The 13807-nt window shown below is 72.8% G+C and carries 12 protein-coding genes; 4 read left to right on the top strand and 8 right to left on the bottom strand.

The features are described 5' to 3' along the window. Positions 1 to 91 precede the first annotated feature (91 nt). On the top strand, positions 92 to 1984 hold the full coding sequence (locus tag Sri02f_RS23905; RefSeq protein WP_109003350.1) for an NAD(P)-binding protein: 1893 nt from the start codon (positions 92 to 94) through the stop codon (positions 1982 to 1984). Positions 1985 to 2160: 176 nt separating this feature from the next. Here the strand turns inward: Sri02f_RS23905 and Sri02f_RS23910 are convergent, their stop codons facing one another. Further along, a complete protein-coding gene (locus tag Sri02f_RS23910) occupies positions 2161 to 3978 on the bottom strand; it encodes a S9 family peptidase (protein WP_109003351.1) in 1818 nt (605 codons plus the stop codon). Positions 3979 to 4124: 146 nt separating this feature from the next. Between Sri02f_RS23910 and Sri02f_RS23915 the strand changes: the two genes are divergently transcribed. Beyond that, entirely contained in the window at positions 4125 to 4982 is an 858-nt protein-coding gene (locus tag Sri02f_RS23915; RefSeq protein ID WP_109003352.1) for an SURF1 family protein, read from the top strand. Here Sri02f_RS23915 and Sri02f_RS23920 read toward each other — a convergent pair. The 4 genes from Sri02f_RS23920 to Sri02f_RS23935 all read right to left on the bottom strand — a co-directional run bounded on the left by Sri02f_RS23920 (position 4952) and on the right by Sri02f_RS23935 (position 9502). Next, positions 4952 to 5983 (bottom strand): hypothetical protein, encoded by a 1032-nt coding sequence (locus tag Sri02f_RS23920; RefSeq protein WP_109003353.1) that lies wholly within the window; start codon positions 5981 to 5983, stop codon positions 4952 to 4954. The genes Sri02f_RS23915 and Sri02f_RS23920 overlap by 31 nt on opposite strands. A 128-nt stretch (positions 5984 to 6111) precedes the next feature. Then, positions 6112 to 6813, bottom strand: a complete 702-nt coding sequence (locus tag Sri02f_RS23925) for a SigE family RNA polymerase sigma factor (RefSeq protein ID WP_109003354.1) — start codon at positions 6811 to 6813, stop codon at positions 6112 to 6114. Between the two features lie 353 nt (positions 6814 to 7166). Then, positions 7167 to 8225 carry an aspartate-semialdehyde dehydrogenase gene (locus Sri02f_RS23930; protein WP_167467607.1) on the bottom strand — a complete coding sequence of 353 codons (1059 nt, stop codon included), beginning with the start codon at positions 8223 to 8225 and terminating at the stop codon, positions 7167 to 7169. Continuing rightward, the gene (locus Sri02f_RS23935; protein WP_109003356.1) at positions 8225 to 9502 is read right to left on the bottom strand and encodes an aspartate kinase; all 1278 of its coding nucleotides are present in this window, start codon (positions 9500 to 9502) and stop codon (positions 8225 to 8227) included. Before Sri02f_RS23935 ends, Sri02f_RS23930 begins: the two co-directional genes overlap by 1 nt. A 215-nt stretch (positions 9503 to 9717) precedes the next feature. On the opposite strand from Sri02f_RS23935, the gene Sri02f_RS23940 reads away from it, so the two are divergent. Beyond that, positions 9718 to 10431, top strand: a complete 714-nt coding sequence (locus Sri02f_RS23940; RefSeq protein ID WP_109003357.1) for a response regulator transcription factor — start codon at positions 9718 to 9720, stop codon at positions 10429 to 10431. Positions 10432 to 10446: 15 nt separating this feature from the next. Beyond that, positions 10447 to 11799 carry a sensor histidine kinase gene (locus tag Sri02f_RS23945; protein WP_109003358.1) on the top strand — a complete coding sequence of 451 codons (1353 nt, stop codon included), beginning with the start codon at positions 10447 to 10449 and terminating at the stop codon, positions 11797 to 11799. 10 nt (positions 11800 to 11809) lie between these two features. Here the strand turns inward: Sri02f_RS23945 and Sri02f_RS23950 are convergent, their stop codons facing one another. The 3 genes from Sri02f_RS23950 to recR form a co-directional block, all read right to left on the bottom strand. Next, positions 11810 to 12316, bottom strand: coding sequence for an SgcJ/EcaC family oxidoreductase (locus tag Sri02f_RS23950; protein WP_109003359.1), 507 nt, complete (start codon positions 12314 to 12316; stop codon positions 11810 to 11812). A 196-nt stretch (positions 12317 to 12512) separates the two neighbouring features. Next, positions 12513 to 13178, bottom strand: a complete 666-nt coding sequence (locus Sri02f_RS23955) for a DUF5063 domain-containing protein (RefSeq protein ID WP_109003360.1) — start codon at positions 13176 to 13178, stop codon at positions 12513 to 12515. Continuing rightward, complete coding sequence (gene recR / locus Sri02f_RS23960) at positions 13171 to 13770, bottom strand: recombination mediator RecR (protein ID WP_109003361.1); 600 nt, start codon at positions 13768 to 13770, stop codon at positions 13171 to 13173. Before recR ends, Sri02f_RS23955 begins: the two co-directional genes overlap by 8 nt. Positions 13771 to 13807 lie beyond the last annotated feature (37 nt).

The following is a 13807-nucleotide window of genomic DNA, read 5'->3' on the forward strand; positions in this document are numbered from 1 at the left end:
TCGTGGAACCTCCCGTCCCGGTGAGGCAGTCTTCTCCCTCGTGGCAAGCGTTCCGAATCAGGGTCAGCCGCCGGGCGCCACCGGCGCGCACATGGTGGTGTGCGGCGACGACGGCCTGGCGCACCGGCTCGCCGCCGAACTGCGGGGCGTGTACGAGGAACAGGTCACGCTCGTCGTGCCGCCCGCCGAGCGCATGGTCCGGCCGCCGGTCGTCGGGCGCGCACGGGCGGTGTCGGCGGCGCTGCTCGACCGGGTGGTCAGCGCGGCCGTCAACCGGGCGGCGGGCAACGGCACGCCGTCCACGGCCACGGGTGAACCCGTGGGCGGCCAGCGCACGTTGGAGGCCGTCGAGGCCACCGAGGCCGTGCTGGCCGAGGCGGGCGTGGAGCGGGCCGCCGCGCTGGCCCTCGTGTACGACGACGACGAGACCAACATCCGCGCCGCCCTCACCGCCCGGCGGCTCAATCCCCGGCTGCGACTGGTACTGCGGCTCTACAACCGGCGGCTGGGCCAGCACATCGAGGAACTGCTCGACCAGGCGGCCGCGTTGGCCACCGGCGACGGCCCGGACTCCCCGGACTTCCCGAACTCCCGCGGGGACGCCTCGACGACCGTCCTGTCCGACGCCGACACCGCCGCGCCCGCGCTCGCCGCGACCGCCGTGGTCGGCACCAGCAAGGTCGTCCAGACGGACGGGCTGCTGCTGCGCGCCGTCGAGCGGCCGCCGTCCGGGGCCGGGGAGACGGGCGAGCCGGGCCGCCCCACGCTCGCGCTGCTGTCCGCGACCGGCGGCGATCCGGCGTTCGCGGACGGTTCCGAGACCAGCGGCGAGCAGGGCCCGCTGCTGCTGCCGGACGCGGCGGCGGTGCGGGAGGCGGCCGCGTCGGGCCGGCGCGGGTCGGTCGTCCTGGAGCAGGTCGCGTACTCGGCCGGGCCGGCGCTGCCCGCCGGACGGGGCGTCGGGGTCATGGCGCCGTTCGCCTCGCTGTTCTCGCGGCGGCTGAGGTGGTCGCTGGCCGGGCTGGTCGGGTGCGTGTTCGCGCTGGCGGTGGCGCTGTGGCTGGCGACCGGGATCCATCCGCTGGGCGCGCTGTACCTGACGCTGCTGGACCTGTTCGCCATCAACGACCCGGCGGTCGGGGCCACCACCCAGCGACAGGTCCTGCAACTCCTGTCCGGGCTGGTCGGGTTGCTGCTGCTGCCGGTGCTGCTGGCGGCGGTGCTGGAGGCGCTCGGGACGTTCCGCGGGGCGGGGGCGCTGCGCCGGCCGCCCCGGGGGCTCGGCGGGCATGTCGTGCTGCTCGGGCTGGGGAAGATCGGCACGCGGGTGCTGATCCGGCTGCGTGAGCTGAACATCCCGGTGGTGTGCGTCGAGGCGGGGCCCGAGGCGCGCGGGCTGGCGGTGGCGCGGCGGCTGCGGGCGCCGGTGGTGCTGGGGGACGTCACCCAGGAGGGGGTGCTGGAGGCCGCGAAGATCCACCGTGCGCACGCGTTGCTCGCGGTGACCAGCTCCGACACGACGAACCTGGAGGCCGCGCTGTACGCGCGCTCGCTGCGGCCCGATCTGCGGGTGGTGCTGCGGCTGTACGACGACGACTTCGCGACCGCCGTGTACCGGACCCTGCGGGCGGCGCATCCGCAGGCGCTGACCCGCAGCCGGAGCGTCTCGCACCTGTCGGCGCCGTCGTTCGCCGGGGCGATGATGGGCCGGCAGATCCTGGGCGCGATCCCGGTGGAGCGGCGGGTGCTGCTGTTCGCCGCGCTGGAGGTCGCGGGGTACGCGCAGTTGGAGGGGAAGACGATCGGGGAGGCGTTCCGGGCCGGCTACTGGCGGGTGCTGGCGCTGGACACCGGGCGGGAGCGGCAGGGTGGGCCGGGGCTGGTGTGGGATCTGCCGGACGGGTATGTCCTGGGGGGCTCGGACCGGGTGGTGCTGGCGGCTACCCGCCGGGGGCTGGCCGAGTTGCTGCGGCGCAGGCGGTAGGGGCCGGGCCGCGCGCCCCCGGCCCGGCGGTTCCCTGGGCCCCGGCCTCTGTCCCCGACCCCGACCCCGACCCCAGCCCTGCCTCCTGAGCACCGTCCCCCGGGGCTCCGCCCCCGAACCCCCGCTCCCAGCAGCGGGGTCGGGAGCCGGGGGGCAGGGGGCAGGGGACAGGGGGTTCAGGAGGGAAGGTGGCGTTGTGCGAACTCCAGTTCCAGGCGGACCTGCTTGATGCGTTCGTCCACCACCAGTGAGCCGTGGCCGGCGTCGTAGCGGTACACCTCGTGCACCGCTCCTCTCGCCTCCAGGCGCTTGACGTAGTTGTCGATCTGGCGGATCGGGCAGCGGGGGTCGTTCACGCCGGCCGAGATGTGGACGGGGGCCCGCACCTTGTCGACGTACGTCAGGGGGGACGAGGCCTCGAAGCGCTCCGGGACCTCCTCCGGGGTGCCGCCGAGCAGGGTGCGGTCCATCGCCTTCAGGGCCTCCATCTCGTCGTGGTAGGCCGTGACGTAGTCGGCGACGGGGACGGCGGCGATGCCCACAGCCCAGGCGTCGGGCTGGACGCCGAGGCCGAGGAGGGTGAGGTAGCCGCCCCAGGAGCCGCCGGTGAGGATCAGCCGGGCGGGGTCGGCGAGGCCGGAGCTGACCGCCCACTCCCGCACGGCCTCGATGTCCTCCAGCTCGATCAGGCCCACCCGGTGCTTCAGCGCGTCCGTCCAGGCGCGCCCGTAGCCCGTGGAGCCGCGGTAGTTGACGCGGACCACCGCGTAGCCGTGGTCCACCCAGGCCGCCGGCGCGGCCGCGAAGGCGTCGCTGTCGTGCCAGGTCGGGCCGCCGTGGATGTCGAAGACGGTGGGCAGCGGGCCGGTGGCGTCCGCGGGCTTCTGCACCAGCGCGTGGATGCGGCCGCCGGGGCCCTCCACCCACACGTCCTGCACCGGCACCGAGCCCGGGGACTTCAGGCCGGGCGGGTCGAGGACCACCTCGCCGGTCGTCGAGCGGACCGCGGGCGGCCGGGCGGCGGAGGACCACAGGTACTCCACGCTGCCGTCCGGGCGGGGGGTCGCCCCGGAGACCGTGCCCGGCGGGGTCGGGATCCGCTCCAGCGCGGCGCTCTCCAGGTCGTAGCGGAACATCTCGCTGCGGGCCTCGAAGCCGTGCACGATGAGCAGGCCCGAGCCGTCCGGGTACCACTCGGCGCTGACGTCGCCGGGCAGGTCCAGGTCGAGATCCGTCTCGGAGCCCGTCGTCACGTCCCAGACCAGGGGCTCCCAGCGGCCGCGGCGCTGGTGGCCGATGAGCAGGCGGGGGTCGCCGTCGACGGGGGCGAAGCCCAGCACCTCCAGGCCCAGCTCGACGGTGCCGCCGCGGGTGTCGTCCAGCTCGGCGACCTTCGTGCCGTCCGGGCGCAGGACGCGCAGCGCGGAGTGCATCGCGTCGCCGTGCTCGGTGTGCTCGAGGGCGATCAGGCTGCCGTCGTGGGAGAGGTCGCCGACGCCCGCGGACTCCCGGTGGCGGTAGAGCTCGAAGGGCGGCTCGCCGGTCCGGGCCACGTGGATCGTCGTGCCCTCCTCGTCGGTGGAGCGGCCGACCACCGCCGTGCGGCCGTCGCGGCCGAGGGCGAGGCCTGCCGGGTAGGAGGCGTCCAGGCCGGGCGTGGCCAGCTCGTCCTCGCCGCCGGCGAAGGACTGACGGCGCCAGACGCCGAACTCGTCGCCGTCCTTGTCGTCGAACCACCAGATCCAGGCGCCGTCGGGGGAGAGCACGCCGTCCGTGGTGCCGTTGGCCCGGTTGGTGACCTGCCGCCGTTCGCCGGTGGCACGGTCCCAGGCGTACAGCTCGTACGTCCCCGTCGCGTTCGACACGAAGAGGGAGTGGTCGGGGGCGTCCTGCGCCCAGTCGGGCAGCGACACCCGGGGCGCCCGGAAGCGCTTCTCCCAGTCAGGCATGTCCTCGTACCGTTCGGGTGCGGCGGACCCGTTGCTCTCAGTCATGGCCCCATACTGCCCGCCCGCGCCCACAAAGAGACGCCGAGGTCCCCAGCCTGTGGACAACTTCCCACCGTCTTCGCACCTGCTTCCCACCTGAGAGGCTCACCCCGCGGGGCGCGGGCCCGTCGCGGCCCCGTACCGTGGGGGGCGTGTACCGGTTTCTGCTGACGCCCCGCTGGTGGGGGATCAACGTCTTCGTGCTGCTGGCCATCCCCTTCTGCCTGTTCATGGGGTCCTGGCAGCTGAGCCGGTTCGAGGCGCGGGTGGACGACCACCGTGACGCGAAGGCGCAGGCCGAGTCCGCCCGCACGGACGCCGCCCGCCCGCTGGCCGAGCTGCTGCCCGTGGACAAGGCGACCTCCGGCAAGCAGGCCACCGCCACCGGCCGCTACGGCAGGCAACTGCTGGTGCCGGACCGGGAGCTGGGCGGCAGGAACGGCTTCTACGTGCTGTCCCTGCTGCGCGTCGACGGCGGCCGGGCGCTGCCGGTCGTGCGCGGCTGGCTGCCGGGCCGGGCCGACGCGGCGAAGGCCCCGGCGGCGCCCGCCGGCGAGGTGACCGTCACCGGCGCGCTCCAGGCCTCCGAGCAGCCCGGCGACGACGGGGTGAGCGACCGGGGCGGCCTGCCGGCCGGGCAGACCGCGGCGATCAGCGCCGCGTCGCTGGTCAACCTGGTGCCCGACGACCTCTACGACGCGTGGATCACCCTCGACACCCCCGGTCCGGGCATGACGGCGGTGCCCGCGAAGGCGGCGTCCGACACGGGGCTCGACCTGAAGGCGTTCCAGAACCTCGGCTACACCGGTGAGTGGTTCGTCTTCGCCGGGTTCGTGGTGTTCATGTGGTTCCGGCTGCTGCGCCGCGAGGTGGAGTCCGTGCGGGACGCGCGACTCGGGATCCTCCCGGAGGAACCCGCGGCCGCCGGCTCGCCGCCCCTCCCCGGCCCGTCCCCGGTCAGCGGGGCGTCGGACCGGGCTCAGGACGACGCGAGCACGCCCGTCCGGTAGATCGTCCCCGCGCACGCGTTCGGCACGGCCGCCTTCGTCGTCACCGAGCCGTCCTCGCCCTTGTACGACACCACGACGCTCCCGTCGGCCGTGCCGTCCTCGGTGTACAGCTGGGCCGTGGCGCCGGAAGCGGTCTCGCCGCCGGTCGGGCCGGTCTGGTCGCTCGGCGTCGGCGAGGGGGAGGCCGTGCCGCCGCCGTCGCCGCCGCCGCCGGCACCACCGGTGGTGGGGCAGGTCTCGGAGGGCGCCCAGGCGAACCTCACCTCGTAGGCGGAGCCGGGGGCGAGGGTGAGCTGGGCGACGTTGAGGGAGGGGTCGGGCAGGCCGGCTGCCACGTCCCCGGAGGCGTGCGCCGCCACGGTGATCTTCGCGGCGTCCGCGGCGCCCTGGGCGTCGTACGTCAGAGAGACGGCGCCGCCGACGGTGCAGGCCCCGGAGGAGGAGTTCTGCACGCGGAAGACGCCGTAGACGATGCCGGCCGCGTCGGGAACGGCGACGGTGGGCTCGGCGGCCGTCAGCTGGGCCGGCAGACAGGCGGGCGCGCTCGCCGCGGAGGAGGCGGTGGGGCCGGTCGGGGTGGCGCCGCCCGTGGACTCCTTGCCCTGACCGGAGTCGGTGGCGCCGCTCTTCCCCGGTTCACCGGTCTTGCCGGAGGAGTCGCCGACCTTGCCCGAGGAGCCGCCGTCGGGGTTCTTGCCCTGATCCACGCCTCCCTGCGCCTGGGATGCCTGGCCGGCGATCGAAGGGTTTGCGTCGGAGCCGCCGGAGTTCGAGACGTGCACGAGGGCGGGGACGGCGGTGCCCAGGAAGAGGGCCGCGGCCGCCATGCCGACGGCCGCCTGCCGCTTGCGGGCCCGCCGGACGGGGACGGCTCGCCGCAGGTGGTCCAGGGCCCCGTCACGGGGCTCCATCTCCTGGACGACGTCGTGCAGCATCCGGCGCAGTGCCAGCTCGTCCGAGTCGAGCCCGTCGAGGCCCTGGTCGTCGAGGCGGTGGTTCACGGTTGAGTTCCCAGCGTGCGATTGCTTCGGCTCTTGTGTGGGCGACGGCGGCTCGTGCCGCGCGAGAGGCTCGTCGCGCTCATGACCGTCGGGGCTGCCGTGGGGGCCCCGCTCTCCGGCTGCTCCGCTCACGCCGGCTCCTCCATGGCGATGCGCAGGGCCGCGATGCCGCGCGAGCCGTACGCCTTGACCGAGCCGAGGGAGACGCCGAGGGTCTCGGCGACCTGGGCCTCGGTCATGTCCGCGAAGTAGCGCAGCACGAGGACCTCGCGCTGGCGGCGCTGCAGGCCCTTCATCGCCTTGATGAGCGAGTCGCGTTCCAGCTGGTCGTAGGCGCCCTCCTCCGCGCTGGCCATGTCCGGCATCGGCTTGGAGAGCAGCTTCAGGCCGAGGATGCGGCGGCGCAGGGCGGAGCGGGAGAGGTTGACGACCGTCTGGCGCAGGTAGGCGAGGGTCTTCTCCGGGTCGCGGACGCGCTTGCGCGCGGAGTGGACGCGGATGAACGCCTCCTGGACGACGTCCTCGCAGGAGGCGGTGTCGTCGAGGAGGAGGGCGGCGAGACCCAGCAGCGAGCGGTAGTGCGCCCGGTAGGTCTCGGTGAGGTGGTCGACGGTGGTGCCGGCCGCCACGGTGTTCTCGGCGGATTCGGCGGTTTCGGCGGTTTCGGCGCCGTCACGCTGGCTGGGGACGCGGGCCGGCCGCGCTGCGGGCATCGGCGCGATCACCGGCATGCCGCCGGGCGCGCCGGACGTGCGGGGTCGCACGACGCCGCGCGGCGGTCGTAGGGCCGCGCCGAGGGGCGCCACCGGGAGTTCGAGTACCTCTGCCACGTCTGTTGGACACACTTCCCCCCGTGGGGGTTGTACGCGTCCGGCGTCTCTTTTGCGTCGGCCAAGGCCCCGCGCGCCCGTCTCATGTGCCCCGCTCTTCCCCTGTATCCCATAGGAACGGGCGTCCCCACGCCCGGACCACGGCGTCCCCATACGCTGTGATCGTTCACACGCCTGCGCACACCGAAGGGTGACCGCAAAGACGCTCCCCGCCCTGTGCACGGTTGCGGAGGGCGGGGAGGAAAATCTTCGGATGCCAAAGGTGTCCGATACAAGTGGTTCGGACCGTCGACCGGCTCACATTGCTTGAAAGATCTTACAATCCGACGAAGCGCTGGTCAGCGCCCTACGCCTCAGGACAGCTCCGCCGCCAGCAGCTCAGCGATCTGCGCCGTGTTCAGCGCGGCCCCCTTGCGCAGGTTGTCGCCGCACACGAACAGCTCCAGCGCCGTCGGGTCGTCCAGGGCCCGCCGCACCCGGCCCACCCACGTCGGGTCGGTGCCGACCACGTCGGCGGGCGTGGGGAACTCCCCGGCCGCCGGGTTGTCGAAGAGGACGACGCCCGGAGCCGTCGCGATGATCTCGCGGGCCCCGTCGACGGTGACCTCGTCCTGGAAGCGGGCGTGGACGGTGAGCGAGTGCGTGGTGACGACGGGGACCCGCACGCAGGTCACCGCCACCGGCAGCCTGGGCAGCCCGAGGATCTTGCGGGACTCGTCCCGCACCTTCATCTCCTCCGAGGACCAGCCGTCCTCGCGCAGCGACCCCGCCCACGGGACGACGTTCAGCGCGACCGGCTCCGGGAACGGCCCGGTGTTGTCGCCGACGGCCCGCCGCACGTCGCCCGGGTGCGTGCCCAGCTCGGTGCCGGCGACCAGCGCGATCTGCTGCCGCAGCGTCTCCACCCCGGCCCGCCCGGCCCCGCTCACCGCCTGGTACGAGGACACCACCAACTCGCGCAGCCCGTACTCGGCGTGCAGCGCGCCCAGGGCGACGATCATCGACAGCGTCGTGCAGTTGGGGTTGGCGACGATCCCGCGCGGCCGGTTGCGCACCGTGTGCCCGTTGACCTCGGGGACCACCAGCGGGACGTCCGGGTCCATCCGGAAGGCGCCGGAGTTGTCCACCACGACCACGCCCCGGGCGGCGGCGACCGGCGCCCAGTGCGCGGCGACCTCGTCGGGCACGTCGAACATCGCGACGTCGACCCCGTCGAAGACCTCCTCCGACAGGGCCAGCACCTCGACCTCCTCGCCGCGCACGGCCAGCTTGCGGCCGGCCGAACGCGGCGAGGCGACGAGTCTGATCTCGCCCCAGACGTCGGCGCGCTGGGACAGGATCCGCAGCATGACCGTGCCGACCGCCCCGGTCGCCCCCACGACCGCGAGCGTCGGTCGGCGCGTTGCCGAGATCAACGCCCGGTGCCCCCGTAGACGACGGCCTCGTCGCTGTCGGAGTCGAGCCCGAAGGCGCTGTGCACGGCCCGCACCGCCTCGTTGACGTCGTCGGCGCGGGTCACGACCGAGATGCGGATCTCGGAGGTCGAGATGAGCTCGATGTTGACGCCCGCGTCGGCCAGCGCCTTGAAGAAGTCGGCCGTGACGCCCGGGTTGGTCTTCATCCCGGCGCCGACCAGGGAGATCTTGCCGATCTGGTCGTCGTAGCGCAGCGAGTCGAAGCCGATGCCGGCCCGGTTCTTCTCCAGGGCGTCGATGGCCTTGCGGCCCTCGGCCTTGGGGAGCGTGAAGGAGATGTCCGTCAGGCCGGTGGAGGCCGCGGACACGTTCTGCACGATCATGTCGATGTTGATCTCGGCGTCGGAGATCGTGCGGAAGATCGCGGCGGCCTCGCCCGGCTTGTCCGGCACGCCGACGACCGTGACCTTGGCCTCGGAGGTGTCGTGCGCGACACCGGAGATGATGGCCTGCTCCACCGGCTTGTCCCCTTGCTCGATCGGTGCACTGCTGACCCACGTGCCCTCGTGTCCGCTGAAGGACGACCGGACGTGGATCGGGATGTTGTAGCGGCGGGCGTACTCCACACAGCGGTGGAGCAGCACCTTGGAGCCGGAGGCCGCGAGCTCCAGCATGTCCTCGAAGGCGATCCAGTCGATCTTGCGCGCCTTCTTCACCACGCGCGGGTCGGCGGTGAACACGCCGTCCACGTCGGTGTAGATCTCGCAGACCTCGGCGTCGAGCGCGGCGGCCAGGGCCACGGCCGTGGTGTCGGACCCGCCGCGTCCCAGCGTGGTGATGTCCTTCTTGTCCTGGCTGACACCCTGGAACCCGGCGACGATGGCGATGTTGCCCTCGTCCAGCGCGGTCCGGATGCGACCCGGCGTGACGTCGATGATCCGGGCTTTGTTGTGGACCGAGTCGGTGATGACGCCTGCCTGGCTGCCGGTGAACGACTGGGCGCTGTGGCCCAGGTTTTTGATCGCCATCGCCAGCAGGGCCATGGAGATCCGCTCTCCGGCGGTCAGCAGCATGTCGAATTCCCGGCCGCTGGGCATCGGTGACACCTGCTCGGCGAGATCGATCAGCTCGTCCGTCGTGTCGCCCATCGCGGAAACGACGACGACCACCTGGTGGCCGTTCTTCTTCGCTTCCACGATCCGCTTGGCGACGCGCTTGATGCCCTCGGCATCGGCTACGGAGGAGCCTCCGTACTTCTGCACGACAAGGCCCACGTGCGCTCCTCGCTCAGTTTGTCTCTTTGCCGCACATACGCCCTTGTACTGCGGTCGGCTCAGTCTAACGAGCGCCCGAAATCCGCCCCCCGGGTACCGCATGATGAGACTCGCGGACCTGCGGAGGACGCACGGACGCCCGTCGTCGGGTCTTCCCTGCCCACTGACGCCGAAGTGATAGCTGTGAATTAAGTTTCAAGCACTATCGTGCGGCTGTGCATGTACTCCTGGTGGAAGACGACGAACCGGTCGCCGAGTCGCTCCGGCGCGGTCTGATGCGCTACGGCTTCGAGGTCGACCGGGTCGCCACGGGCGCCGCCGCCCTCGCCCACGCCGGCCCCTACGACGTCGTCCTGCTGGACCTCGGCCTGCCCGACACCGACGGCCTGGACGTCTGCAAGGCCCTGCGCGACCGCGGCAGCGTGCCGATCATCGTGATCAGCGCCCGCAGCGACGAGACGGACCGCGTGGTCGGCCTGGAGCTGGGCGCCGACGACTACGTGTCCAAGCCGTTCGGGGTGCGTGAGGTCATCGCGCGGATACGGGCGGTGCTGCGGCGCGTGCAACCGCGTCCGGCGGGGACCGTCGCCGTCCCGGACCGCTACGGGTCCCGGCTGACCGTCGACCGCAAGGCGGCCCGCGTCCACGTGGACGGCGCCGAGGTCGCGCTCGCGCCGAAGGAGTACGACCTGCTGTCCTTCCTCACCGAGGAGCCGGGCGCGCTGATGTCCCGCGAACAGATCATGGAAGCGGTCTGGGACGCGAACTGGTTCGGCCCGACGAAGACGCTGGACGTGCACGTGGCCGCGCTGCGCCGGAAGCTCGCCGGGGTCGTCGTCATCGAGGCGGTGCGGGGGGTGGGCTTCCGCCTGGAGATCGTCGAGGACGCCGCACGCCAGGGCGTCGAGGACACCGGCCCCCGGGGCTGAGGACGGCGGATCCTCATGAACCGTCAGCTCATCCGCAGCTACATCCTGATCGTCGCCGTCGCCATCCTGCTGTTCACCGTGCCGGTGGCCTTCACCCTCACCCAGCAGCTGCGGGACGACACCGAACTGTCCGTCCTGCGCGAGGCCGACACCATGGCGCTGCTGCTGGGCAACGGCGACCGCATCTCGTGCGAGGCCCTGACCGAGGTGGCCCAGGCCTACGGCGACAAGACCCCCGGCGACGTCCAGGCGACCCCCACCCGCACCTGCGCCCCCGGCCTGCCCCGGCCCGCCGAGGACGCGGCGCTGACCCGGGCCGTGCGGCACGACTCCCCCAGCACGGACTGGGGTTCGGACTTCATCTGGGGCAGTCGGCTGACGGTCACCGTGCCCGCGCGAGGGGAGGCGGCGGTCCGGATCGTCTACTCGACCTCGGACATGACCCGGCGGCTGTGGCAGATCTGGGGCTTCCGGGCCGGGCTCGCCGTCATCGTCCTGGCGGCGGCCGCGGCGATCGGCGCGTTCGCCGCCCGCCGGATCACCGCGCCGCTGCGCGCGCTCAACTCCATGGCGAGCAGGTTCAGCGACGGGGACCTGACCGCCCGTTCCCCGGTCACGGGCCCGCCGGAGACGCGGACGCTGGCGCGCACCCTCAACCAGGGCGCGGAGCGCCTGGACACCCTGGTCGACTCGCAGCGCGTCTTCGTGGCCGACGCCTCGCACCAACTGCGCACCCCGCTCACGGCGTTGCGCCTGTCGCTGGACAACATCGCGGACGGCGTGGACGACGAGTCGGTCCGGGAGGACGTGGAGCAGGCGACGGCGGAGGTGGTCCGCATGAGCCGGCTGGTGAACGGCCTGCTGGTGCTGGCCCGGGCCGAGGCGAAGGTGACGGCCGCGGAACCGCTGCCGCTGACGGACATCGTGTCCGAACGGCTCACGGTGTGGAGACCGGCCGCCGACGAGCGCGGAGTCACCATCGCGCTCAGGGGGAGTGGTGTCGACGGCCGGCCGTCTGTGCTGGCCGGCCCCGGTCATCTGGACCAGGTGCTGGACAACGTGCTCTCGAACGCCCTGGAGGTGTCGCCGGACGGCGGGACGATCACCGTCCGTGTGGAGTCCGGGGCGGGGGAAGCGGTCCTGTCCGTGGCGGACGAGGGACCGGGCATGCCGGACGCGGACAAGGCCCGCGCCTTCGACCGCTTCTGGCGTGGTCAGGGCCTGACCGGACGCTCCGGCTCCGGGCTCGGCCTCGCCGTCGTCAGACAGCTGGTGACCGACGACGGCGGGACGGTGACCCTGACGGACGCCCCCGGCGGCGGGCTGTGCGTCCGCATCGCGCTGCGGGTCGCCCAGCGGACGGGGTGAGCCGCGGCGGTCAGCCCTCGGGCATCGCCGAGGAGTGGTGGTTGACGATCAGCCACGTGCCGCCGCGCTTCTCGTACTCGTAGGTGTAACGGGCCTGGACGACGCGCTTCTTCCCGGTGGCGGGGTCGGTCAGGGTGAACTCGTAGACGCCCGTGTCGAGGGCGGAGTCGGCGTCGAGGACGTTGACGATCGTGCGGACCTTCTTGCCGACCGGCTTGTTCCGCAGGAAGTGCTCGAAGTAGTCGACGATGCCGGCGCGGTCGGTTCTGACCTTGTTGGACACGGTGGGCAGCAGGACCGCGTCCTTGGCATAACGGTCGGCCACGACCTCGGCGTCACCGGTCCGCAGCGCGGCGTTCCAGCCGTCGAAGAGGGCGGCGATCTGCTTCTTGCCGGGCTTGGCGGGGTGGGCGGACTTCTCGGGGCCGGCCGCGCTGACCCCGGCCGAGACCGTCGCCGCGGTGACGACGGCGGTGGCGGTGACGAGGGCGGCGCGTATGCGGGTCTTGCGGGTCATCGCAACTCCTGTGCGGCTTGGTGCTGTTGTGATGACCCAAGACTCGCGGCCGGCCCGACAGGGCCCGTGCAGCCGCCGTACAGGGGACGTCCAACACCTTGCCAACTCTCGGAACGGCGACGCGGGAGCCCGCCCGCTCCCGGGGACACGGTGCGGCCGTCCGCACCGTGCCGCCTCAGTTCCGCACCGTGCCGCCTCAGCTCCTGACGCCGCCGAGCCCCAGCTGTCCGCCGATCTCCTCCGCCATCACACGGCCCGCCTCGAACTCCAGCGTCTCGTCGCCCAGCGGCGACTGGTCGGTGTCGAGACCGTCCAGTTCCTCCAGGGGCTGGTCCAGACGGATATGGGCGAGCACCGAGTGCAGGGCGCGCAGGGTCGCCGAGGCCGTGGAGCCCCAGTTGGAGAAGTAGGAGAACTGCCACCACCACAGGGCCTCGGTGGTGCGGCCCGCCCGGTAGTGGACCATGCCGTGGCGCAGGTCGGCGATGACGTCCGCGAGATCGTCGGAGATCCGGGCCGGCACGGGCGCCTTGCGGGGCTCGTAGGGGTCGAAGACCTCGGAGTAGACGTCGACCGGCTCCAGGAGGCGGGCCAGGTTCTCCCGCAGTTCGTCCGCGTCCGGCTCGAAACCCGGGTCGGGCTCGTAGCGCTCGTCGGGGAGGATGTCCTCGTGGGCGCCGAGACGGCCGCCGGCGAGCAGCAGCTGGGAGACCTCCAGCAGCAGGAAGGGGACCGCCCAGCCCGGCTCGTCGCCCTTCGCCACCTCGGTGACGGCCACCAGGAAGCTCTCGATCTGGTCCGCGATCTGGACGGCGAAGTCGTCCGGGTTCTGCTCGGTCGCGTGCAGCGTGGCGTCAGACATCTAGGAGTCGTCTCCCCTCGAAGGCGCGGCCGAGGGTCACCTCGTCCGCGTATTCCAGGTCGCCGCCCACAGGGAGGCCGCTGGCCAGGCGGGTGACCTTCAGGCCCATGGGCTTGATCATGCGGGCGAGGTACGTGGCCGTGGCCTCGCCCTCCAGGTTCGGATCCGTGGCCAGGATCAGTTCCGTGACCGTGCCGTCGGCCAGCCGCGCGAGGAGTTCCCTGATCCGCAGGTCGTCGGGACCGACCCCCTCGATGGGGCTGATCGCGCCGCCCAGGACGTGGTACTTGCCGCGGAACTCGCGCGTGCGCTCGATCGCGACGACGTCCTTCGGCTCCTCCACCACACAGATGACGGAAGGGTCGCGGCGGCTGTCGCGGCAGATGCCGCACAGCTCCTCCTGCGCCACGTTGCCGCAGGTGGCACAGAAGCGGACCTTCGCCTTGACCTCCAGGAGGGCGTGCGCGAGGCGCCGTACGTCCGTGGGCTCCGCCTGCAGGATGTGGAAGGCGATCCGCTGCGCGCTCTTGGGACCGACGCCGGGCAGTCGCCCCAGCTCGTCGATGAGGTCCTGGACCACGCCTTCGTACAACGGACTGCCGTCCTTCCTGGGGTTCCTTGCCGTACGT

It is taken from the genome of Streptomyces rishiriensis, from assembly GCF_003112535.1.
GTDB classification, from domain to species: domain Bacteria; phylum Actinomycetota; class Actinomycetes; order Streptomycetales; family Streptomycetaceae; genus Streptomyces; species Streptomyces rishiriensis.